Annotated in this window: 17 protein-coding genes and 1 tRNA gene; 4 read left to right on the top strand and 14 right to left on the bottom strand. The window is 67.9% G+C overall.

What is annotated here, in order from left to right; all coding sequences use genetic code 11:
• Window positions 1–271 precede the first annotated feature (271 nt).
• The 9 genes from ACW7G2_RS00690 to ACW7G2_RS00650 form a co-directional block, all read right to left on the bottom strand.
• On the bottom strand, window positions 272–1048 hold the full coding sequence (locus ACW7G2_RS00690; protein WP_456971693.1) for a siderophore-interacting protein: 777 nt from the start codon (window positions 1046–1048) through the stop codon (window positions 272–274).
• Entirely contained in the window at window positions 1045–1569 is a 525-nt protein-coding gene (locus ACW7G2_RS00685; protein WP_456971691.1) for a PadR family transcriptional regulator, read from the bottom strand. The genes ACW7G2_RS00690 and ACW7G2_RS00685 overlap by 4 nt, the downstream gene beginning before the upstream one ends.
• Window positions 1570–1755: 186 nt before the next feature.
• Window positions 1756–1932, bottom strand: coding sequence for a DUF1328 domain-containing protein (locus tag ACW7G2_RS00680; RefSeq protein WP_343259324.1), 177 nt, complete (start codon window positions 1930–1932; stop codon window positions 1756–1758).
• Window positions 1933–2064: 132 nt separating this feature from the next.
• Complete coding sequence (gene rlmB / locus ACW7G2_RS00675) at window positions 2065–2811, bottom strand: 23S rRNA (guanosine(2251)-2'-O)-methyltransferase RlmB (protein ID WP_456971688.1); 747 nt, start codon at window positions 2809–2811, stop codon at window positions 2065–2067.
• A gap of 131 nt (window positions 2812–2942) precedes the next feature.
• Window positions 2943–5411, bottom strand: a complete 2469-nt coding sequence (gene rnr / locus ACW7G2_RS00670; protein ID WP_456971686.1) for a ribonuclease R — start codon at window positions 5409–5411, stop codon at window positions 2943–2945.
• A 142-nt stretch (window positions 5412–5553) separates the two neighbouring features.
• Window positions 5554–5640, bottom strand: a tRNA-Leu gene (locus ACW7G2_RS00665).
• A gap of 29 nt (window positions 5641–5669) precedes the next feature.
• Complete coding sequence (locus tag ACW7G2_RS00660; protein ID WP_456971684.1) at window positions 5670–6815, bottom strand: glycerophosphodiester phosphodiesterase family protein; 1146 nt, start codon at window positions 6813–6815, stop codon at window positions 5670–5672.
• On the bottom strand, window positions 6799–9222 hold the full coding sequence (locus ACW7G2_RS00655; protein ID WP_456971682.1) for a TonB-dependent receptor: 2424 nt from the start codon (window positions 9220–9222) through the stop codon (window positions 6799–6801). Before ACW7G2_RS00655 ends, ACW7G2_RS00660 begins: the two co-directional genes overlap by 17 nt.
• Before the next feature lie 164 nt (window positions 9223–9386).
• The gene (locus ACW7G2_RS00650; RefSeq protein WP_456971680.1) at window positions 9387–10160 is read right to left on the bottom strand and encodes a Crp/Fnr family transcriptional regulator; all 774 of its coding nucleotides are present in this window, start codon (window positions 10158–10160) and stop codon (window positions 9387–9389) included.
• 189 nt (window positions 10161–10349) lie between these two features.
• Here ACW7G2_RS00650 and ACW7G2_RS00645 point away from each other — a divergent pair, with 189 nt between their 5' ends.
• The 3 genes from ACW7G2_RS00645 to ACW7G2_RS00635 all read left to right on the top strand — a co-directional run bounded on the left by ACW7G2_RS00645 (window position 10350) and on the right by ACW7G2_RS00635 (window position 15069).
• Complete coding sequence (locus ACW7G2_RS00645; RefSeq protein WP_456971678.1) at window positions 10350–11813, top strand: hypothetical protein; 1464 nt, start codon at window positions 10350–10352, stop codon at window positions 11811–11813.
• Window positions 11814–11971: 158 nt separating this feature from the next.
• Window positions 11972–14218, top strand: a complete 2247-nt coding sequence (parC, locus tag ACW7G2_RS00640; RefSeq protein WP_456971676.1) for a DNA topoisomerase IV subunit A — start codon at window positions 11972–11974, stop codon at window positions 14216–14218.
• Between the two features lie 194 nt (window positions 14219–14412).
• Complete coding sequence (locus ACW7G2_RS00635) at window positions 14413–15069, top strand: thiopurine S-methyltransferase (RefSeq protein WP_456971674.1); 657 nt, start codon at window positions 14413–14415, stop codon at window positions 15067–15069.
• Window positions 15070–15278: 209 nt separating this feature from the next.
• On the opposite strand, the gene bfr is transcribed toward ACW7G2_RS00635, so the two are convergent.
• Both bfr and gltS read right to left on the bottom strand, forming a co-directional pair.
• A complete protein-coding gene (gene bfr / locus ACW7G2_RS00630) occupies window positions 15279–15764 on the bottom strand; it encodes a bacterioferritin (RefSeq protein ID WP_456971672.1) in 486 nt (161 codons plus the stop codon).
• A gap of 100 nt (window positions 15765–15864) precedes the next feature.
• Entirely contained in the window at window positions 15865–17121 is a 1257-nt protein-coding gene (gene gltS / locus ACW7G2_RS00625) for a sodium/glutamate symporter (protein ID WP_456971670.1), read from the bottom strand.
• 116 nt (window positions 17122–17237) lie between these two features.
• Between gltS and ACW7G2_RS00620 the strand changes: the two genes are divergently transcribed.
• Window positions 17238–19616, top strand: a complete 2379-nt coding sequence (locus tag ACW7G2_RS00620; protein ID WP_456971668.1) for a penicillin acylase family protein — start codon at window positions 17238–17240, stop codon at window positions 19614–19616.
• Between the two features lie 270 nt (window positions 19617–19886).
• Here ACW7G2_RS00620 and asnB read toward each other — a convergent pair whose 3' ends face one another.
• The 3 genes from asnB to ACW7G2_RS00605 form a co-directional block, all read right to left on the bottom strand.
• Window positions 19887–21575, bottom strand: coding sequence for an asparagine synthase B (gene asnB, locus ACW7G2_RS00615; RefSeq protein ID WP_456971666.1), 1689 nt, complete (start codon window positions 21573–21575; stop codon window positions 19887–19889).
• Between the two features lie 367 nt (window positions 21576–21942).
• Window positions 21943–23070: a succinyl-diaminopimelate desuccinylase gene (gene dapE, locus ACW7G2_RS00610; protein WP_456971664.1), complete on the bottom strand. Its 1128-nt coding sequence runs from the start codon at window positions 23068–23070 to the stop codon at window positions 21943–21945.
• Window positions 23071–23249: 179 nt separating this feature from the next.
• The gene (locus ACW7G2_RS00605; protein ID WP_456971662.1) at window positions 23250–23606 is read right to left on the bottom strand and encodes a Spx/MgsR family RNA polymerase-binding regulatory protein; all 357 of its coding nucleotides are present in this window, start codon (window positions 23604–23606) and stop codon (window positions 23250–23252) included.
• Window positions 23607–23621: the final 15 nt, after the last annotated feature.

The raw sequence follows: 23621 nt of genomic DNA, 5'->3' as shown, positions 1-23621 counted from the left end.
CGTGAATCACGGCGACACCACGAGGTTTCGGCCCCAGCGCCCGGCCCGAAGCCCCACCGTGAGGCTTCGGCTCCCGCACCGGGTCCGAAGCCTCGCGGCGCGATTGATGTCACGCGGCTTCGCGCGCATGGCGCGCTCCTACAGGGGTTCCCGAAGCCTCGCGGCGCGATCAATGTCACGCGGTTTCGCGCGCGTGGCGCGCTCCTACGGGGGTTCCCGAAGCCTCGCGGCGCGGATTGGTGTCACGCGGTTTCGCGCGCGTGGCGTGCTCCTACTGGGTGGCCTTCCAGTAGCCGGTGGCGCGGATCCAGTCCTTCGGGACGTTCCGCTGCTCGGTCAGGGAAATCCGCATGCGACGGGCGCGGGCGGATTCGCAGGCGATCCACCAGAAGGTGTCGCCTTCGGGCGCAAGACCCGCGAGGGCCTCTTCCAGCAGGGTGCTGCTGGCCGGGGTAGCGCCGTTGCGGGGCAGCCAGGTGATATCGGCGTCCGCCTGGGTAACAAGCTGCTGGCGGTCGGCGTCTTCCGGGATCTCGATCAGGGCGGTGGCCTTTTGCCCGGCCGGCATTTCTTCCAGCCAACGGGCGATGGCGGGCAGCGCGCTTTCATCGGCCACCATCACGTAATGCTCGAAGTCAGGCGCCACCACGAACGAGCCGCGCGGGCCGCCGAATGCCAGCGGGTCACCGGGCTTTGCATTGCCCGCCCAGTTGCTGGCCGCGCCGTCGCCATGCAGCACGAAATCGATCGCCAGGGTACCGGCCGCCGTGTCGTAGTGGCGCGGGGTGTAGTCACGCGCGGGCGAAGGCGTCTTGCCCTCCGGGAACACCGGACCGTTGGGGCCGGCTGTAGGGGTGACGAATTCGCCTTCCGCGTTGGGGAAGAACACCTTGATGTGATCATCCGGAGACGCGCTGTGGAAGCCTTCCAGTTCCGGGCCGCCTACGACGATGCGGCGCATGTGCGGGGTGAGGTCGATCACCTCGCGCACTTCAACGCGGCGGAACACGAGGGGATGGCGAACGGTGCGGCTTTCGTGCTGGGTCATGGGGTGGGATCCATAGTGGAGATGTCGGTGGCGGCGCGGCGCAGGATCGCGGCGACGGCGGTGGTGCGGGCGCTGTCCCACTGCCCTTCGTGGCGGGACAGGGCCTGCTTGAGCGCCTCCATGCCGTCCCGCACCGGGGGGGGAACACCGACCTTGAGCAGGACCCGGGCGCTGTGCTCGGTGCGCAGGCGTGCCTGGACGATGGCTTCGGCGTTGGCGTCGATCCACGCCCGGCCCTGGGCGGTGAGCTCATGCAGCCGGCGCACGCCGTCCCTGCGGCTGCTCACCAGGCCGTCGGCCTGCAGCTGGGACAACGTGGGATACAGGGCGCCGGCGCTGGGCTGATAGTGGCCGCGGAAAATCCCGGAGATCAGCTGGATCAGCTCGTAACCGTGCCGGGGCCGGGATTGCAGCAGGCCCAGCAGCAGCAGGCGCAGGTCGCCGTGGGCGAGCACATGCGGCGTGCGCTGGCGCCGGGGACGCGGCTGGCTGGCGGCTTTGTCGAGCGTGGTTTGTGGCATAGGCAGGCGCTGGGGAGCGGCCGGAAACCGCGGCAGGCACAAAAAGATACATCTTTTAATGGCAAAAAGCTATATCTAATTGCCCGCCATGCGCCCTTGCCCGGCTTGTCCGCCACGCGGAACCGCTTGGAGAACGGCGCGCTCCCCGGCAATCCCCCCGGGGAGCGCGCCGTGGCCATCGTCAACCTATCGGCTGATCTTCTTGAAGGCGGTGAAGCCGAGGATGAAGAGCACGACCGCGATGATGATGGCGGCCCAGAACAGGAATTTGGCGATGCCCATGGCGGCGCCGGCCATGCCGGTGAAGCCGACGGCACCGGCGATCAGGCCGATGATGGCGAAAATGATGGCCCACTTGATCATGCGAAAGCTCCCTGGTGACGGACCGACCTGCGCGGCCGGCAACGGTTTCCAGTGTCGCGACAGGGATGTGGGCTGCAGGTGATGGCGGGCGCGTGGGGTGGAGTATCGCGGGCGTGGGGGCGCGGCCCCGGACTACGCGGTGCGCTGGCGGACCGCTTCGAACAGGGCGATGCCGGTGGCGACCGAGACGTTGAGGCTCTCGAAGCCACCGGGCATGGGAATGTTGACCAGGTGGTCGCAATGCTCGCGGGTGAGGCGGCGCATGCCGTCGCCCTCGCCGCCCAGCACCAGGGCCACGTTGCCGGTCAGGTCGGCCTTGTAGATGGCGGTGGTGGCATCGCCGGCCAGGCCGTGGATCCAGACGCCCTGCTTCTGCAGCTCGCGCAGGGTGCGGGCCAGGTTGGTCACCCGCACCACGGGGATGGTGTCGGCGGCGCCGGCGGAGGTCTTGCGCACGGTGGCGTTGACCTGCACGGCCTTGTCCTTGGGGATCACCACGGCGGTGGCGCCGGCGGCGGCGGCGCTGCGCAGGCAGGCGCCGAGGTTGTGCGGGTCCTGGATGCCGTCGAGCACCAGCACCAGCGCCTTGCCTTCGGCGGCTTCCACCAGCTCGCTTAGATCATTCTCGTCCCAGGTCTTCGCTGCCGCATAGCGTGCGGCAACGCCCTGGTGACGCAGGCCGCCGGCCACGCCATCCAGCGCCTGCTGGGTGACGCGGCGCACGTCGATGTCCTTGCGCTGGGCGTCGGATTCGATCTCGGCGATGCGCGGGTTCTTGGCACCGGCCTCGACCAGCACTTCGCGTACGTGTTCGGCGTCGTGTTCGATGGCGGCGGCAACGGCATTGATGCCGGCGATCCAGGCGTTCTGTTTGCTCATCCGCGAATTGTATCCCCATGTAGGAGCGCGCCACGCGCGCGTGGCGCGCTCCTACGGACGGGGCCGAGGCACAGCGGTGTTGGAACGATAGGCAGGCCAAGGCCGACGCGGGAGCCCGCGTCGGCCTCAGGTCAGTACGCTTTTTTCTGGCGCTTGGCGGGCTTGCCGCGTTCTACCAGGTCCTTGGGCGGCTTCGGGCCCTTCTTGCCCTGCGGCTCGCCCTCTTCCACCAGGGCGAAGTCGATCTTGCGCTCCTCCAGGCTGGCCTTGAGCACGCGCACGCGGGCGCGGTCGCCGAGGCGGTATTCGCGGCCGCGGCGGTCGCCGCTGAGGGTGCGGCGGATCGGATCGAAGCGGTAGAAGTCGTGCGGCAGCTGGGTCACGTGGACCAGGCCGTTGACCTTGGATTCGTCCAGCTCGATGAACAGTCCGAAGCTGGTGACGCCGCTGATCACGCCGTCAAACTCGCCGCCCACGTGCTCTTCCATCCACGCCGCGCGGTAACGATCGTCGACCTCGCGCGAGGCCTCGTCGGCACGCCGACCCTTCTCCGAGCTCTGCAGCGCCAGGCCGACCATTTCGCGATTGGTGTACTTGAAGCTGTGCGGCTTCTTGCCCGACAGCGCGTGCTTGATGGCCCGGTGCACCAGCAGGTCCGGGTAGCGGCGGATCGGCGAGGTGAAGTGAGCGTAGTGGTCCAGCGCCAGGCCGAAGTGACCGATGTTCTCCACCGAGTACACCGCCAGGCTCTGACTGCGCAGCAGCACGGATTCCAGCAGCGTGCCCTCGGGGCGCTCGCGCACGCGGTTGAGCAGCGCGGTGAAATCCTTCGGCCGCACCTTGGCCCACGTCGGCAGGCGCAGCTGGAATTCCTTGAGGAACTCCAGCAGGTCCAGGTACTTGGATTCGGGCGGCTTGTCGTGGATGCGGTATGGGGCCGGAATCTCGGTGTCGAGCAGGAACTTCGCCGCCTCCACGTTGGCTGCGATCATGCATTCCTCGATCAGCTTGTGGGCATCGTTGCGCACCAGCATGCCGGCCCGCACCACCTCGCCGGTGTTGTCCAGCTCGAAGCGCACCTCGGAGGTCTCGAATTCAATCGCGCCACGCTTCTGCCGCGCGCGCGCCAGCACCTTGTACAGCTTGTGCAGGTCACGTACCTGAGGCAGTACCGCACCCAGATCCTTCTGCGTCTGCGGATCTTCCTCGCCCACCGCGTCCCAGACCTGGGTGTAGGTCAGGCGCGCGTGCGAGTGCATCACCGCCTCGTAGAACTCGGACTCGTGCACGGTGCCGTCGCGGCCAACGCGCATGTCGCACACGAAGCACAGCCGGTCGACCTTGGGCTTGAGCGAGCAGATGCCGTTGGACAGGGTCTCGGGCAGCATCGGGATCACGAAGCCGGGGAAGTACACGCTGGTGGCGCGCAGCTGGGCTTCATCGTCCAGCGGCTGCTCCGGACGCACGTAGTGCGACACATCGGCGATGGCCACGATCAGGCGGAAGCCGTCACGATCGGCCTCACACCACACGGCATCGTCGAAGTCCTTGGCGTCCTCGCCGTCGATGGTCACCAGCGGCAGGTTGCGGATATCCCGCCGGCCACTGATATCGGCCTGGGACACTTCCACCGGCACCGCCGCGGCTTCGTCCAGGACTTCCTGCGGGAACTCATAGGGAAGGCCGTGGCCGTGGATGGCGGCTTCGACCACCAGCGACGGCTTGAGCACATCGCCCAGCACCGACAGCACGCGCCCGATCGGCGGGCGATGGGTATCCGGGGCATGCATGATTTCGCATACCACCAACTGGCCGTTTTCTGCGTTGTTGCGCTGATCCTGCGGGATCTGCACGTTGCGCAGGATCCGCTTGTCATCCGGCACGACAAAGCCGATGCCGGACTCCACATTGAAACGGCCGAGCAGGCGCGTGGCGCGACGCTCGAGCACTTCCACGATCACGCCTTCGCGGCGCCCGCGCGAGTCCACGCCGGACACGCTGGCCATCACCCGATCGCCGTGCATTGCCTTGCGCATTTCATACGGCGGCAGGAACAGGTCGTCGCCCGCGCCGGTGTCGGGACGCATGAAGCCGAAGCCGTCGGGGTTGGCAATCACCGTGCCGGCGATCAGCTCAACTTCACCGGCAGGCACGTGGCCGCCGCGGCGGTTACGCAGCAGCTGGCCATCGCGAACCATGGCGCCGAGGCGCTTTTCCAGCGCGTCGAAGCGGTCCGGCGCGGTGAGCCCGAGGATGTCGGCGATCTCCTCCGACTTGCGCGGGCCGTCGGCATCGGAAAGCGCTTGCAGGATCGCCTCGCGGCTGGGGATGGGGTTGGCATAACGGCCGGCCTCGCGCTCGGCGTGGGGGTCGTGAAAACCGCCTTTACCGCCGCGCGGCTGCGCAGCCGCCTGGGCTTTGCCGGAGCCGCCAGTTGCCGGCTTGCCGCCGGGGCCGGTGGCCGCGGACTCGGGCATCCAGGGCGGAAGCTTCTTGCCGCCGGAGCGCTTGGCGCCCGCCTTGGAACGTGGACCGCCGCCGGCGCTGCCGGGGGATTTGGTGCCGCGGCCGCTGCCGCGCTTGCTTGGTGGTTTTGACATTGGGCGGATGTTACACGTGAGCCGTTCAGGCCGGGGTGATCGCGTGTTGACATGAAGCCGGACAAGTGCCCACAAAAAAAGCCCCGCTTTCGCGAGGCTTTGTAATTTGTCGGGACCGGTAGTGCCCCGAAGTTTGACTCGTTGGTGCCCAGAAGAGGACTCGAACCTCCACAGGGTTGCCCCCGCTAGCACCTGAAGCTAGTGCGTCTACCAATTCCGCCACCTGGGCGAGTCAAGCCATGTATATTGCCGCCGCTTTCAGGGGTTGTCAACGCTTGAATGGCGGATCGAACCCGGGTCGTCGGTGAACAGCCCATCCACGCCTGCAGCAGTGAACGCAGCTGCTTCTGCACGGGCTCCCGCCATGCAGCGTGTGGCCGGCCCACCCTCGCAACGCAGCGCCGGTGGCAGGAAGTGATTCTCCGGCCGCAGCGTCCACACATGCACCGCCAACCCGGCGGCGTGGGCAGCCGGAACCAGCGGTGTGGGATCGGCCAGCGCGCCTTCTGCGGTCACCGGCAGCACGTAGCGCAGGTGCGGGGCCAGCACATCGGCGTAGGCGGCAATTTCCGCCAGGCCTTGGGGAGTGAGCATGCTCAGGTATGGCACCGGCATGCCCGCCTCCACCAGATCCTGTGGCGAGGAATCCGGTGCCCCCAGCAGCTGCACCAGGAACACGTTGTCCAGGCCGGCGGCATCCAGCAGCGCGCGCAGGCGCTTGAGATTGCCGACTTCAAACGACTGCACGCCGAACGGCGCGCGGCGCGCGTATTCGTGGCGGGCCAGCGTTTCCATCAGCGCCGCTTCCGGATCCAGCCCGCGGGCGTGCAGGTGGGTGGAATGCTTGATCTCCGGGACGATGCCGATGATGCGTCCGTGGCGGTTTGACGCCTCTGCGGCCAGTTCCACGATCTCGTCCAGCGTGGGCACGGTGTAGCGCCCATCGTGCGCGCTGCCGCGCAGTTCCGGCAGCCGCTCCACGGCGCGCAGCTGGCGCAGCTCTTCAAGGTCGAAGTCCTCGGCAAACCAGCCGTCCATCTCCGCCCCGTCCACGCTGCGGCGGGCGCGGCGGTCGGCGAACTCCGGGCGGCTGGTCACGTCGGTGGTGTCGCCCAGCCCGCTTTCGTGCCGCGACACCAGCACGCCGTCGCGGGTCATGACCAGGTCGGGCTCGATGAAGTCCGCACCGTCCTCGATCGCCCGCGCGTAAGCCGCGAGCGTGTGCTCGGGCAGCAGCGCGCTGGCGCCGCGGTGGGCGATGACGGCCGGACCGCCCTCGCCCGCCCGGATCGCAGCGTGCACGGTGGGATCCAGGCGGCTGGGATCATGCTCGGCGTGGGCGATCGACATGGCCACCAAGCATAGCGCCGCCAGTCCCACGCGCAGCTCAGAAACGGTACGCAAAGCGGACTCCGTAAGTGCGCGGGGCGCCCGGGATGTAGGTGGGGATGCCGAACAGCGCGCCGGTGTTGCCTGCATCGATCAGGTACTCCTCGTCGGCCAGGTTCTGGGCATAGGCCTGCAGGTCCCAGCCGTTGGCCAGGGCCACGCCGAGGTTGAGGTTCAACAGCCCGTACGCATCCTGTTCGATGCCCGGGGTGTTGTCATCCTCGAAGTAGACCTGCGAGCGCCAGGTGTAGCTGGGGCGCAGGTAGGCGCTGTGGCCGGCGCCAAACGGCACGCGCCAGTCCACGCCCAGGGCCACGGTGTGCTCAGGGGTGAGGCGGAAGCGGTTGCCGGCCAGCGCCTGCGGGTTGCCGTTGTCGTCGACGGCGTTGAAGCCGGCGTCGATCCAGCCGTAGTTGAAGAAGCCGCTGAAGGTATCGGTGAAGCGGTTGATGAGTGCCACTTCGACGCCCACGGCATGGGCGTTGCCGCCGTCGGCGGTGATGAAGAACGGCGGCGGGTTGGGGTTCTCCACCTGCGCCTGGAAGTTGCTGTAGTCGTAGTAGAAGGCGGCCGCGTCGTAGAGGAAGCGGCCGCTGTTGGCTTCGCCCTTCAGGCCCAGTTCGTAGCTCCACACGATCTCGGCATCGATCACCTCGGCGCCGTCGCCATCCACCTGGACCACGCTGGGCCGGCGCCCGCGCGACACGCTGGCATAGCCGTTGAGCTGGTCGCTGAAGCGATAGCTGGCTACGGCGCGGCCGACCACCGAGCTGAAATCGTCCGACGCGCTGATGCGCCCGGCCGTGGGCGCGAACATGGCGTTGGGGAACGCGACGCTGTCCGGGAAGCTGGGCAGGAACAAGCCCATCACGCTCGGCGCGCCGTGGAAATCGGATTGATAGCCCGAGGTGACCTTTTCTTGCGTGTAGCGCATGCCCAGGGTCAGATCCAGGCGGTCGCTGACCGACCAGGTGCCATCGGCGAATACCTCCAGCGCGCGCACGTCGCCGTGGTTGGAGTATTCCTCGGTATGCATGGGCTTGAGCGGCAGGACCGGCGGCAGGCCGAGCATCTGCTGCAGCGCCGGCGGCACTTCGATGAAGGCGAGGCTGGTGTTGGGCGTGCCGTCCGGGTTGAGCACCGGCACCACCGGCAGGCCGCCTCCGGTCATCCCGGATACCAGCGGCGAGAGCAGCGCGTAGAGGCTGCGCTCGTCGGTACTCAGGGGCACGCGCTGCGAGTTGGATTCATCGAACCAGCTGCCGCCGAGGAAGCCGCGGAAATTGCCGCCACCGTCGTAGTTGAAGCGCACTTCCTGGCTGAACTGACGGCCCTCGGCGATCTCGGCGAACTCCAGCAGGTAGGCCTGGGAACCGTCGCCATCGAACTCTTCGTGTGAATCGAAATCGCGCCAACCGGTGATGGTCGACAGGGTCCAGTCGTCGTTGAGGTGGAAGTCGCCAAGCAGGGTCGCGCCGCGGACGGTGCGGTCCAGGCCCAGATCCTCACCGCGGGTGAGGTCGGCGGGCGAGTTGTAGAAGTCGGTGCTGCCGCCGCGGGTAGGAATGTTGCCGCTGCGGAACGCGGTGCCCGGCGGGGTGTCTTTCTGGTAGTTGAGGATCAGGTCCAGCCCGGACCACTGGCCCAGGTCCAGCCGGAAGGCGGCACGCACGGCCTGGGTATCGCGGCCGTTGAGGTCGCCGCCGGAGAGGTTGTCGACGGCGCCGTCGCGGGCGTGGTGGAACACCGCCACCCGGCCGTACAGGCTGTCTTCGACCAGCGGCGTATTGATGTGCCCGCTGAAGTAGGTCTCGCCCAGGTTGCCGAAGCCACCGCGGACCGAGCCGCCGAACTCGTTGCGGGCCTTGTTCTGGATCAGGTGCACCGCGCCGATCTGCGCGCCACGCCCGAACAGCGTGCCCTGCGGACCGCGCAGCACTTCCACCCGCTCCATGTCGAACATTTCCACTACCGAGCCGCGCGAACGGCTGATGGAGACTCCATCCTGGAACACCGATACCCGCGGCTCGACCGTGGCATCGCCGCTGTCGGAGGTGATACCGCGGATCACAAAGCCCGGGTTGTTGGGGCTCTGCACCTGGGTCTGCAGGCCGGGCACGTAGCCGCCCAGCTGCTCGAAGCCGTCGATGCCCATGTTTTCCATGAACTCGCCGGAGAACGCGGTGATCGCGATCGGCACGTCCTGCACCTGCTGCTCGCGCTTCTGCGCGGTGACCACCATGCGGTCCAGCAGAACGGCCTCGCCCTGCGGGGCCGGATCCTGTGCGTGGCTGGTGCCGGCGACGGCCGCCAGGGCCAACGCCAGCGGCAGCGCCCTGCGGGCCGGCCAGCCCGCGCCAGGCGCGCACCGGGAATGGAGTGGATGGCGCACGACGGCGCCCACGCGTGAAGTTCGCAGCATCGCTTTTTGCCCTGTTTGGACGGATCCCCGCGACGCCGGTGTTCCGGCGCCTGTCCCGGGAGCCTCCCACCCGCGGGTTGCAGGGTGATGACGCCGCCGCCGTAGCGCGATGAGCGCAAGGGGCGCGGGGACAACCGCTGATGCGGTGACCCCGGCAGGCGCGATCAGCGGGCGGCCATTTCCCGCAGCCGCACGGGATCACGCAGCTCGATATGGTGGGGATGCTCGAAATAGAGCGTCCCCTCCTGTTTCAGGCGGCTGAAACTGCGGCTCACGGTTTCAATGGTCAGCCCGAGATGGTCCGCGATGTCGGCCCGGGTCATGGGCAGGTCCACGTGGTTCTCGCGGCCACCACGGCGAGACTGGCGTGAGCTGAGGTCCAGCAGGAACACCGACAGCCGCTCCACCGGCGTCATCCGCGCCAGGGTCATCTGGTACGAGCGGGTGACATCCAGCTCGCCGCAGGCGCGATCGAACAGGTTCTTCTCGAATTCCGGATAGCGCTCGCACAGGCTGCGCACGCCGGCGTTGCTGAAGGCGCACAGGGTGGATTCGGTCACCGCCTCCACCGTGCCGCGGTAGTGCGTGGCGTTGCTGAATCCGATGAAATCCCCTGGTAGCAGGAATGCAGCCACGAACCGCCGGCCATCCGGAAGCAGGCGCGTGTTGCGCATCATTCCGCTGACCACGGTGTGCACTTCCTTGCGCGGATCACCCTCGCGGGCCAGGACGCCCCCCGCAGGCAGGCGGATCTGGCCGCCCATCTCCTCCAGCGTCTGGGCCTCCTCCACCGGGATGACCGAACAGGCTGCAAGCTCGCGGGCGACGCAGCCGGCGCAGTCGCCACGCATGCGTTTGCGATGCACACAGCCGCTGGAGCGGTCAACGGTGACCGGCTCAGCGGATGGCGCTTCTGGACTGGGCTGGCTGGAGGTCATCGGGGTGCTCCTGAACAGCGGCCATGATACAGGGCCACCTCCGGACCGCGTCATTTTCCGGGATCCGTCGACCGTCGACTTGCGGCCGCCCTTGGGATGTAATCCCAGGCTGGTCCAGGCCGGTGGCTGCCGATGCGGTTCAACCCTGTTTTCGTTTCCTTCCCCGCTGCGGCAGTCGTTGTTTTTGCATTGGCAACGACCGCTCCTGTTTCTCAGGCTTCCGGCCTCTCCGCCACGAACACCTGGCCGGCCACCCTGGAAGCCGACGTACGGGCCTTCCATGCAGCGCTCGGGGATCGCCATCCGGGGCCGGTTGACCCGGAAAACCCGGATTTCCGCCGGCATCTGGACGAAGCACTGGAGCAAACGCTGGAACGGGTTCCGGACGTCCGCGACTACGGCGCTTACTGGTGGGCGCTGCGCGAATTCCGGGCCTCGTTCAACGATGGTCACGTGCAGCTGGGTCAAACCGGGACGGCGCCGCCGCTGACCATGCGCTGGCCGGGTTTCCTGGCCGGCCAGCGCGACGGCCACCACGAGGTGATGGTGCGCCTGGACGAAGCCGGCCTTCCGGTTGAAGGTGCGCGCCTGGTTGATTGCGAAGGTGTCGCCGCCAACGACATGGCCGAAGCAAGGCTGGGCCGGTTTTACGGCCGCTGGCAGCTTGCCGCCCAGCGCAAGGCACTGTCCGGACGGCTGTTCCTGGACCAGGGCAACCCGTGGCTGGCATCCCCGCGGGAGTGCCGGTTCGAACGCAATGGACAGGTCGATACGGTGCAGCTGCAGTGGCGGGCGCTGGGAGAAGGTGAGGCATCGACGATGCTGGCTGCGATGCGCGGCGCGCCGCCGTCAAAGACCGGAATCCGCCGCGTGGACGATGGCAACCTGCTGTGGATCTCCATGGCCGGCTTCAATGCGGATCCCGCATCGGAGGACCACGTCCTGCTGACAGCGCTGCTCGGGCAGCTGGAGGACGGCGCCCTGGTGTCCGCGGCACAGCGCGTGGTGCTGGACGTGCGCGGCAACAGCGGTGGTTCCTCGCACTGGAGCCGGGAGATCGCCTCGCGGATGTGGGGCGACGCGGCGATGGAAGCGGTCGCGGGCGGCTCGCATGCGGTCGACTGGCGGGTGTCGGAACGCAACCTGGCGGACATCCGCAGCTTTCGGGACATGCTGCTGGCGCAGGAGTCCCCGGATCCGGAGATGCTGCGCTGGAGCGGGATCATCCTGGACGGAATGACCGCGGCCCTGGAACGGGGCGAGGCGCTGTGGCGCCAGCCGAAAGCAGTCGACGAACCGGCGGACGAACCGGCGCCCGACCGCCCGCGCCGCCTGCGCGCGAACGCGGAGGTGATCGTGCTGACCGATTCGTCCTGCGCTTCGGCCTGCCTGGATGCACTTGACCTGTGGCTGCCCCTGGGCGCCATCCACGCCGGCGCCGAAACCTCGGCGGACACGGTGTACATGGAGGTCGGCGGCCAGAAGCTGCCCAGCGGCCTGTCGCGGATCGGCCTGCCGATGAAGGTCTACCGGGGTCGCCCCCGCGGCATCAACCAGCCCTATGTGCCCGTCTACCCGTTTCCGGGCCCGATGGGTGAGGCCGCCCTCGAGGCCTGGATCCGCTCCCTGCCTTCATCCGGCACAGGCTCCTGAGCCGCTGGCCGTGGCGTCGGTCAGGTGCTGCATCCGAAGCCCCACCGGACGAAGGAATTCACGCGGTTTCGCGCGCATGGCGCACTCCTACACGGGGTTGGTTATCGGCGTTGCCCGAACCCCCGTAGAATTCACCTCCCCCCATCCGTGCAGTCACGATGACCGATCCAGTCCGCACCTCCTTCCACGGCTTCGAGCAGATTCCGCTGCGCGAGTACGCCGAGCGCGCCTATCTCGACTACTCCATGTACGTGGTGCTCGACCGCGCCCTGCCCTTCATCGGCGACGGCCTGAAGCCGGTGCAGCGGCGGATCATCTTCGCCATGAGCGAGCTGAGCCTGGGCGCCGGGTCGAAGCCGAAGAAGTCGGCGCGGACCATTGGTGACGTAATCGGCAAGTACCACCCGCACGGCGACAGCGCCGCCTACGAGGCGATGGTGCTGATGGCCCAGCCGTTCTCCTACCGCTACCCGCTGGTGGACGGCCAGGGCAACTTCGGCTCCAGCGACGATCCGAAATCGTTCGCGGCCATGCGCTACACCGAGTCGCGCCTGACCCCGATCGCGGAGATGCTGCTGTCCGAGCTGGGCCACGGCACGGTGGACTGGACCCCGAACTTCGACGGCACCCTGCAGGAGCCGGGCTGGATGCCGGCCCGCCTGCCGCACCTGCTGCTCAACGGCACCACCGGCATTGCGGTCGGCATGGCCACCGACGTGCCGCCGCACAACCTGCGCGAGGTGGTCTCGGCCTGTATCCGCCTGCTGGATGATCCCGATGCCACCGTCGCCGACCTGTGCGAGCACGTGCGCGGCCCGGACTACCCCACCACCGCGGAGATCATCACCCCGCTGGCCGATCTGCAGTCCATCTACGAGACCGGCATCGGCTCCATCCGGGCCCGGGGTACGTGGGTGAAGGAAGGCCAGAACATCGTGGTGGACGCCCTGCCCCACCAGGTGTCACCGAGCAAGGTAATCGAGCAGATTGCCGCGCAGATGCGGGCCAAGAAGCTGCCGTGGCTGGAAGACATCCGCGACGAGTCCGACCATGCCAACCCGACCCGGGTGGTGCTGGTGCCGCGCTCGAACCGGGTGGACGCCGAGCAGCTGATGGGCCACCTGTTCGCCACCACCGATCTTGAGCGCAACTATCGCGCGAACTTCAACGTGATCGGCCTGGATGGCCGCCCGCAGGTGAAAAACCTGCGCATGCTGCTGACCGAATGGCTGCAGTTCCGCACGGTCACGGTGACCCGGCGCCTGGAGCACCGGCTGGAAAAGGTGGAGCGCCGCCTGCACCTGCTGGAGGGCCTGCTTGCCGCGTTCCTCAACCTGGACGAGGTGATCCACATCATCCGCACCGAGGATGAGCCCAAGCCGGTGCTGAAGGCGCGCTTCGAGCTGAGCGACGACCAGGTGGATTACATCCTGGAAACCAGGCTGCGCCAGCTGGCACGGCTTGAGGAAATGAAGATCCGCGGCGAGCAGGATGAGCTGGCCAAGGAGCGCGATCAGCTGGCCACCACCCTGGGCAGCAAAGCCAAGCTGAAGGCGCTGATCAAGAAAGAGCTGCTGGCCGATGCTGAGAAGCACGGCGACGACCGTCGCTCGCCGCTGGTGGCGCGCGGCGCCGCCCAGGCGCTGGACGAGACCGATCTGGTGCCCAACGAGCCGGTCACCATCGTCATGAGCAGGAAGGGCTGGGTGCGCGCGGCCAAGGGCCACGAGGTGGATCCGGCGTCCATGTCCTACCGCGAGGGCGACCAGCTGCAGGCTGCCGCGCGCGGGCGCAGCAACCAGGCAGTGGCGTTCCTGGATTCCAACGGGCGCAGCTATTCCACGCTGGCCCACACGCTGCCGTCGGCACGTGGCAATGGCGAACCGCTGACCGGGCGTTTTTCACCGGCAGCCGGCGCTTCGTTCCAGGCGCTGGTCAGCGGCGAAGCGGATGCCCGCTTCGTGCTGGCCTCTTCGCTCGGCTACGGCTTTGTCACCCGGTTTGCGAACCTGGTGGGCCGGCAGAAAGCCGGTAAAGCGATGCTGACGGTTTCCGAAGGCGCCGCCGTGCTGCAACCGATGGCGGTGGACGATGTGGAAACGGACCGGATCGTGGCCGTGACCAGCGCCGGTCACCTGCTGGCGTTCGCCGTGGCGGAGCTGCCGGAACTGGAGCGGGGCCGCGGCAACAAGATCATCGACATTCCACGTGCCAAACGCGGAACCGAACAGGTGATTGCGGTGGCCGTAGTGCCACCCACGGGCACGCTGCAGGTCCATTCCCGCCAGCGCATCATGAGCCTGTCATTCAAGGACCTTGAGACCTACCTCGGCACCCGCGCCTCCCGCGGCGGCCTGCTGCCGCGCGGCTGGCAGAATGTGGAAGGCCTGTCCGTGGAGGCCTGAGTGTCTATGGATGCCTGATTTCGCATCCACTGATGGCCGCCTCTTCTGTAGGAGCGCGCCATGCGCGCGAAGCCGCGTGACATTGGGCATTGGGACGTGGCTTCGGCCACCTCGCAACGACCGACGCCCGCCATGCCGCCACGATTCACGCGGCTTCGCGCGCATGGCGCGCTCCTACAACGGAGGTGTGGATTTTGGAACCTGATTTCTGGCACGAACGCTGGCAGGACGGGCGGATCGGCTTCCACCAGGATCGGCCGCTGCCGCTGCTGTGCAAGCACTGGCCGACGCTGGAATTGGCCCCCGGTAGCCGGGTGTTCGTGCCGCTGTGCGGCAAGTCCGTGGACATGGCCTGGCTGGCCGAACGCGGCCATCGGGTGCTGGGCGTGGAGTTGTCGGAGCTGGCGGTACGGCAGTTCTTCGACGAACGCGGGCTGACGCCTGCGACGCGCGAAAGCAGCTTCGGGATCCACTACAGCGCCGGTCCGTACGAACTGATCTACGGCGACGCGTTCGCCCTTGACGCTGAAGTGCTGGCCGATTGCTCAGCGGTGTACGACCGCGCCGCCCTGATCGCCCTGCCGCCGGACATGCGCGCGCGTTATGCCGATACGGCCTGGCGCCGCCTGCCAACCAGCTGCGACGGGCTGCTCATCACCTTGGAATATCCGCAGGGGCAGAAGGACGGCCCGCCTTTCTCAGTCGAGGAAGCGGAGGTACGCCGGCTGCTGGAGCGGGAATGGGATGTTTCCATGCTTGAGCGGCGCGACATCCTCGCCGATGAACCCCGCTTCCACGAGGCCGGCGTCACCGCCCTCCACACCACCGTCTACCGCACGCGCCGTCGCTGACGGTCGGCGTCGTGGCCGCCCCGCCCCCAAGCCGACATATGTAGGAGCGCGCCATGCGCGCGAAACCGCGTGACATTGGGCGTCGGGGTGGGCGTCGGTCGTTGCGAGGTGGCCGAAGCCACGTTCCAATGCCCAATGTCACGCGGCTTCGCGCGCATGGCGCGCTCCTACGGGCAACCCAGCTCCCGGCAGGCCGCCACGCCGGGCGATCACTCGTGGCCGGAGTCGTCGCCCATGCGCTTCTGCTGGTAGTTCTGCATGCCGACCATCTCGATCAGGCGCAACTGCTTTTCCAGCCAGTACGTGTGGTCTTCCTCGGTGTCGACCTGCTGCTTGACCAGGATTTCGCGGGTCACGTAATCACTATGCTTCTCGCACAGGGCAATGCCCTTGGCGAGGTTCTCGCGCACGCTGTATTCCAGGTCCAGGTCCTTGCGCAGCATTTCCTCGAGGGTCCCGCCCGGCTCGATCGGATCCGGGCGCATGTCCGGCTCGCCTTCCAGGAACAGGATCCGGCGCAGGATCGCATCCGCGTGCTCGGTTTCCTCTTCCATCTCGTGGTTGATGCGCTCGTAGAGCTCATTCAGCCCCAGGTCTTCGTAGCGGCGCGAGTGCAGGAAATACTGGTCGCGCGCGGCCAGCTCGCCGCGCAGCAGGAAGTTGAGGTAGTCGACGACTTCAGAATTACCCTTCATCGCGGGCTCCTTGGGATGTGGCGGGGGACCCACAGTATGCCGCTCCTCCGGCGCCGGTGCCGGGATGAGAAGCAGTTGCCTTTCGTCTCCCGTGCGCCGCTCAGCCGGCCATCACCCCCACGATCACCGCGTTGGCGATGTCGATGAAAAACCCGCACACCAGCGGCACGATCACGAACGCCCGCGGCGCGGCGCCGTATTCGCGGGTCACTGCGGTCATGTTGGCCATGGCGGTCGCGGTGGAGCCCAGCGCGATGCCGCCGAACGCCGCGCTGACCACCGCCGACTCGTAATCCCCGCCCATCGCCTTGAACACCACGAACACCGAGAACAGCACCACCAGGGTGATCTGCACCAGCATGGCCACCGTCATGAAGCCCAGAAGAGGCTCGAGCACCCAGAGCTGCAGCCCCATCAGCGCCATCACCAGGAACAGCCCCAGGCTGATGTCGGAGATCAGCGCGATCCCGGGCTGCATCGTCTCCAGCTTCCACATGCGCCGGCCATTGGGCGCGAACAGGTCGCCCAGCAGCCGCAGCAGGATGCCGGCCATAAGCGCGCCGACGAACCCCGGCAGCAGCATCCCCGCCTCGCTGATCAGGTGGCTGATGCCGTGGCCCAGCATCAGCGCGATGTTCAGCCAGAACAGCGCCAGCAGCACGCCGGTGTAGTCCAGGGTCGCGCGCGATTCGTCGCCGTAGAGCGTGCCGACCTCCAGGTCCGCATCGGCCGAAGGCATCACCGGGTGGCGCTTGATCAGCCAGCCGGCGATCGGCCCGCCGACCACGCAGGCGGCAATCATGCCGACCATGTTCGAGGCCAGCCCGATCTCGCCGGCATTGGCGATGCCCAGTTCCTCGACGAAGTGCGGGGTCCAGGCGACGGTGGTCCCCACTCCGCCGGTGAGCGAGATCGAGCCCACCATCAGCCCGGCCCGCAGGTCCATGCCGAACAGTCCCGCCAGCCCCATGCCCACCAGGTTCTGGAACACGATGTAGAAGCCGGCCAGTGCCAGCAGCACCACCAGCTTCCAGCCACCCTTGCGCAGCGAGGCGACGTTGGAGTTCAGCCCCAGGGCGGCGAAGAAGTACATCAGGAACATGTCGCGCGCGCCGAGCTCGAAGTTCACCTCCATGCCCATGCCGTAGTACAGCGCACACACCACCGCTGCGCACAGCACCCCGCCCACCACCGGCTCGGGGATGCTGTAGCGGCGCAGGGTAGCGACGCGGGCCGACAGGCCCTTGCCGACGAACAGCAGCAGGATCGCCAGGGTCACGCTTGGCAGCGCCTCCACCATGGTGACCTGCGGCAAGGCGGCGATGCCCGGGATGCGGGCCACGGCACTTTCGATCATGCGGCGTGCGTATATCGTTGTGGTGGAGGGATCCCCGACTGTACTGCAGGCCACCTGCGTGATCGCTGCATCCTGGCGGTGTAAGGTGCGCGCTCCTCCTTCAGCCGGTCCGCTCCATGCGCAAGTGGTTGCCACGAATCGCCGTCCTGTTGACTGCCCTGGTGCTGCTGGCATTGCTGGTGGTCTGGCTCGGTCTGCGCGCCAGCCTGCCAACGCTTGATGGCGAGCACGCCCTGCCCGGCCTCGCCGCCCCGGTGCAGGTGCAGCGCGACGCATTGGGCATCGTGACCATCGATGCCTCCAGCTCCACCGATGCCGCGCGCGCGCTCGGCTATGTGCATGCGCAGGAGCGCTGGTTCGAGATGGACCTGCTGCGGCGCAGCTCCGCCGGCGAACTGTCGGCGCTGTTCGGCCCGCTCGCACTGGATGCCGACCGCAAGGCGCGGCGCCACCGGCTGCGGGCGCGGATCGAAGCGGACCTGGATGCCATCGCCGGCGAGCACATGCCCCAGCTGCAGGCCTACGCCGATGGCGCCAATGCCGGCCTGGCCGGGCTCGGCACGCGGCCCTGGCCCTACCTGCTGCTGCGCCAGCAGCCGGAACCGTGGACGCCGGTGGATTCGATCCTGGCCGGCTATGCGATGTACTTCGACCTGCAGGGCGGCACCAACCGGCGCGAACTGCTGTGGTGGAAAATGGCTCCGCACCTGCCCCCGGCGCTGCGGCAACTGCTGGCCCACGACGGCAGCGAATGGGACGCGCCGCTGATGGGCCAGGCGCGCGGCAACGCGGTGTTGCCCGGTCCGGGCGAAGTGGACCTGCGCAGGCTGCCCGTTCCCGACGCGGACGCGCCCGCCGCCCTGTCCGACACCGGCACGCCGGGCAGCAACAACTTCGCCGTGGGCGGTGCGCTGACCGCCGATGGCCGCGCCATCGTTGCCGATGACATGCACCTGGGCCTGGGCGCGCCCAACATCTGGTTCCGGGCGCGGCTGCGCTGGCCGGATGAGCACGCGTCGCAAGGTCAGGTGGACGTGTCCGGCTTCACCCTGCCGGGCCTGCCGGCGGTGATCGTGGGCAGCAATGGTCACGTGGCGTGGGGCTTCACCAACAGCTATGGCGACTACATGGACTGGCGGCTGGACACCCCGTGCGCCAACGGGGAGCCTGCCGAGGACTGCGAGCCGGTGACGCGACACCTGGAGACCATCACCGTGTCGGGTGGCGATGAAGTGACGCTGGAGGTTCGCGAAACGGCGTGGGGTCCGGTGATGGAAACGCTGGATGACGGCCGCACGCTCAGCCTGCGCTGGGTGGCGCACCTGCCGGGCGCCATCAACCTCGGCCTGGTGGAACTGGCCAAGGCCGGTGATCTGGATGAAGCGCTGGCTGCGGCGGATCGTATCGCCGTTCCCACCCAGAACCTGGTGATTGGCGACAGTAACGGCCGCATCGCCTGGCGCCTGCTGGGACCGCTGCCGGTACGTGATGCCGGGTGTCCGCAACGCCTGCCGCTTTCAACGGGCACCTCCATGGATGGCATCGCTTCGGCGGCCTGCAGCCCATGGAACATCGCCACGGACCGATCCCCTTCCATCGTGGAGCCGGCCGATCACCGGCTGTGGACCGCCAACGCGCGGGTAGTGGACGGCGGGGCACTGGCCCTGGTGGGCGACGGCGGCTACGCCTTCGGCGCCCGCCAGCAGCAGATCCGCGACCTGCTGCTGGCCGGCGACACGTTCACCGAACAGGACCTGCTGGCGATCCAACTGGACATGCGGGCGCTGGTACTTGATCGCTGGTGGCGCCTGCTGGACGGACTGCCGCCGCACGATGACGCGCCCGCCCTGCTTGAGCTGGCCACCGCGGCTTCGGGCTGGAACGCGCGTGCGGAAATTAATTCGGTCAGCTACCGGATCGTGCGTGCGTGGCGCCTGGCCGTACACGCGCGCATTGCCGATGCCCTGACCGCCCCCGCGCAGGTGGCGCTGGGCGACGACTTCACCATGCCCGACCTGCCGCAGCTGGAGGGGATCGCCTGGCCACTGGTGACGGAGCGGCCGATGCACCTGCTTTCTCCGCGCTTCGTCAGCTGGCACGCGTTGTTCGAAGACGCCGCGCGCGAGGTGCGTGACGGGGTGGCGGCGCTGGGCCCGCTGGACAAGCGCAGCTGGGGTGAGCGCAATACCGCGCGCATCTGCCATCCCCTGGCTACTGCGGTACCGCTGGTCGGTCGGCGGATGCTGTGCATGCCCGCCGAGCCGCTGCCCGGCGACGGCATGATGCCGCGGGTGCAGGGGCCGTCGTTCGGCGCCTCGCAGCGGATGGTGGTGGCACCGGGGCACGAGGAAGACGGCATCGCCCACATGCCCGGTGGCCAGAGCGGCCATCCCCTGTCGCCGTTCTGGGGCGCCGGCCACGAAGACTGGGTCCACGGCCGCCCCACCCCGTTCCTCCCCGGTCCCGCCGAATACACCCTGACCCTGCACCCGTAGATCGGCCCTACGCGGCCGACGCGGGGAATGTACGGGGCCCGGACGAAATCGCGAATCCACGGGTCATCGGCGAAACACCGATCCGCGGACTCCCCCCGTAGGAGCGCGCCACGCGCGCGAAACCGCGTGACATCAATCCGCGCCGCGTGGCGCCGGTCAGATCACCCGGTCCGACGCTTCCCCGCGACCCCGGATTCACGCGGCTTCGCGCGCACGGCGCGCTCCTACATTAAACAGGCGTCGCGGACATTCAACAGGCGCGGCGGACATCTAATACGCGGCGGCGTGGACACCGGCGATGGCGCGCCCTGAAGGATCGGCAGAGCCATCAAAGGCGGCATCCCACGCGATCGCGGTGCTGCTGGAACACGCAATGGACTTACCGCCGGGGACCGTTTCCGCCGCGGCGCGGGTCGGGAAGCACTGCTCGAACAGGGTCCGATACCAGTACGCCTCCTTGCTCGCCGGCGGATTGACCGGGAAGCGCCGGTGCGCGGCGGCCAGTTCGCGGTCGCTGACCTGGGCCTCGGCATGCGCCTTCAACCCATCGATCCAACCGTAGCCGACGCCGTCGCTGAACTGCTCCTTCTGCCGCCACAGGATCTCCGGCGGCAGATAGCCCTCGAACGCCTGCCGCAGCAACCCCTTCTCCATCCGCTGCGGACCGTTCGACTGCCGGTGCACCATCTTCTGCGCCGCTTCCATGCGCATGGCGACGTCGAGGAATTCGATATCCAGGAACGGCACCCTTGCCTCCACGCCCCAGGCCATCATCGACTTGTTGGCACGCAGGCAATCATAGTTGTGCAGGGCGTCGAGCTTGCGCACCGTTTCTTCGTGGAACTGGCGCGCGTCGGGCGCCTTGTGGAAATAGAGGTACCCGCCGAAGGCCTCGTCACTGCCCTCGCCCGAGAGCACCATCTTCACTCCCATCGCCTTGATCCGCCGCGCCAGCAGGTACATCGGCGTGGAGGCGCGGATGCTGGTGACGTCGTAGGTTTCGATGTGGCGGATCACGTCGGGCAGCGCGTCCAGACCTTGCTGGAAGGTGTATTCGAAGCCGTGGTGCACGGTATCGATTGACTTGGCAGCCACCTCCGCCGCCGCGAGGTCGGGCGAGCCCTCCAGGCCAATCGCGAACGAATGCAGGCGCGGCCACCAGGCCTCGGAGCGGTCGTTGTCCTCGATCCTTCTGCGGGCAAACCGCGAGGCCACGGCCGCCACAAGCGACGAATCCAGACCGCCGGAAAGCAGCACCCCATAGGGTACGTCGCTCATCAGCTGCCGGTGCACGGCGGCCTCGAACGCTTCGCGCAGCTCGTCCGGCGAGACGTGCACGCCCTGCACGGCGCCGTAGTCGCGCCAGGGGCGATCGTAGTAGCGGCACAGTTCACCGCTGGCGCTGTCGTACCAGTGACCGGGTGGGAACTGGGCCACATCGGCGCAGGTATCCACCAGCGCCTTCATCTCCGACGCCACGCGCAGCCGGCCTTCGCGGTCATGTCCCCAGTACAGCGGCACCACGCCGATCGGGTCGCGGGCAATGATCGCCCGCCCCCGCTCCCGATCCCACAGGGCGAAGGCAAAGATGCCGTTGAGGCGGTCGATGAACGCGCCGGGCTCGCTTTCGCGGTAAAGCGCGTTGATCACCTCGCAGTCGGAAGCGGTCTGGAAGGAATAGTCCGCGCGCAGCTCGGCCTTGAGTTCGCGGTGGTTATAAACCTCACCGTTCACCGCCAGCACCAGGTTGCCGTCGGCGGATTTCAGCGGCTGCGCCCCACCCGCCGGATCCACGATGGCCAGCCGCTCGTGGACCAGGATCGCGCCCTCATCCACATGCACCCCGCTCCAGTCGGGACCGCGATGGCGCTGGCGTGCCGAGCATTCCAGCGCGTGCCGGCGCAGGCCGGCGATGTCGTCGCCCGGCTGCAGGTCGAATATCGAGAAGATCGAACACATTGAGATGGGGTCCTTGGCTATTGAGGGATACGCATAGCCCTCCCGGCTCAGGACAGACGCCGCGTTTTGCAGGTATGAAAAGCCCGCATCGGCGGCCGATGCGGGTGTCCTGATGTCCGGACGTGCCCCAATCCAGCATGTCGCCCCGGGATCCCTCACCGCCGGCGGCGCCTCTTCGTAGGAGCGCGCCATGCGCGCGAAGCCGCGTGACGTTGATCAGGGTGACGCTGCACCGGACATGTCGTTCTGCCCGAAGCTGACCCGCGAACCGCAATTCACGCGGCTTCGCGCGCATGGCGCGCTCCTACCGAGGCTTGCGTTCGCTCGTCACGGTGGCATCTCCATGTTGGCAGCGCAGGTGCCGGACCTACAGGAGGCGGCTAATCAGTGCCTGGTAGAGATCCGGCAGGGCTTCGAGGTCAGCGACGCGGATGTTTTCGTCGACCTGGTGGATGCTGGCGTTGATCGGGCCGATTTCGATGCATTGGGCGCCCAGGGGGGCGATAAAGCGGGCGTCGGAGGTGCCGCCGCCGGTGCTTTCCTCGGGCGCGGCACCGGCGAACTCCGTCAGCACTTCACGTGCGGCGGCGCGCAGCGGGCCTTCCGGGGTGAAGAACGGTTCGCCGCTGCGGTGCCAGCGCAGATCGTGGTCCAGGCCGCGGGCCGCCAGCAGCGCTTCGACTTCCGCCTCCAGCCGCGCCGCGTCCCAATGCGGGTTGTAGCGCAGGTTGAACGTGGCCTGCAGCTCACCCGGAATGACGTTGTCGGCGCCGGTGCCGGCGTGCACGTCGCTGATCTGCAGGCTGGTGGGCGGGAAGGTCTCGTAGCCGGCGTCCCATTCGCGTGCGGCCAGTTCGGCCAGCGCCGGGGCGGCCTGATGGATGGGGTTGCGGGCCTTGTCCGGATACGCGACATGACCCTGCACGCCGCGCACGGTGAGGTAGCCGGTCAGCGAGCCGCGCCGGCCGACCCGCATCAGGTCGCCCAGCTTCTCCTGCGAGGACGGCTCGCCGGTGATGCACCAGTCGATGCGCTGGCCGCGCTCGCGGAAGGTTTCGGCCACGCGGCGCACGCCGTCGATGGCTTCGCCCTCCTCGTCGGAAGTGAGCAGCAGGGCCAGGGTGCCCTTGTGGTCCGGGTGCGCAGCGACGAAACGCTCGGCAGCAACCACGAACGCGGCCACGCCGCTCTTCATGTCGGCGGCGCCGCGGCCGTAGAGCACACCGTCGCGGATTTCCGGTTTGAAGGGATCGCTGGTCCAGGCCTCTACCGGTCCCGTTGGCACGACGTCGGTGTGGCCGAGCAGCACGAGGACCGGGCCCCCGCCGCTGCCGTGGGTGGCCCAGAGGTTGTCGACTTGGCCGTAGCGCAGGTGTTCGCAGGCGAAGCCGGCGCGCTGCAGACGGTCGGCGATCAGGGGCTGGCAGCCGGCGTCGTCCGGCGTCACCGACGGACGGGAAATGAGGTCTTTCAGCAGTTCGAGGACGTCAGACATGTACAGGTTCCTTGTAGGAGCGCGCCATGCGCGCGATGCCGCGTGACACATGGCCCGGCGCGGGGCTTCCGTAACCGGGGTGGATCCGGAGACACCCCGCGACGCTTGAATTCACGCGGCTTCGCGCGCATGGCGCGCTCCTACGGGGGAGACGCCGGAGGTCGCACGTGGTGCGCTGGTCAGGTGATGTTGAAGCGCTCCTTGAAGCCGTTGTCGGAGAAGCGCTGGGTGACGTTGCCGTCGTCGGTCACTACTACCGGGCGGCGGATCAGCTGCGGGTACTCGCGCAGCAGCAGCTTCCACTCGGCATCGCTGGATGCGCCCTTGCGGTTGTCGGGCAGCTCGCGCCAGGTGGTGGATGACTTGTTGATCATGGCTTCGAAGCCGCCAAGCTTTCCGGCCCATTCGACCAGCACTTCCGGCGTGGGCTTGTTCTCACGGTAGTCGACGAATTCATGCTCCACGCCGAAACGGTCCAGCCACTTGCGTGCCTTGCGGCAGGTGTCGCAGTTCTTCAATCCGTAGATCGTTGTCACAGGTTTCTCCGGCAG

This window comes from Luteimonas sp. A277 (assembly GCF_054052045.1).
This window is presented reverse-complemented; position numbering and strand designations above follow the sequence as displayed.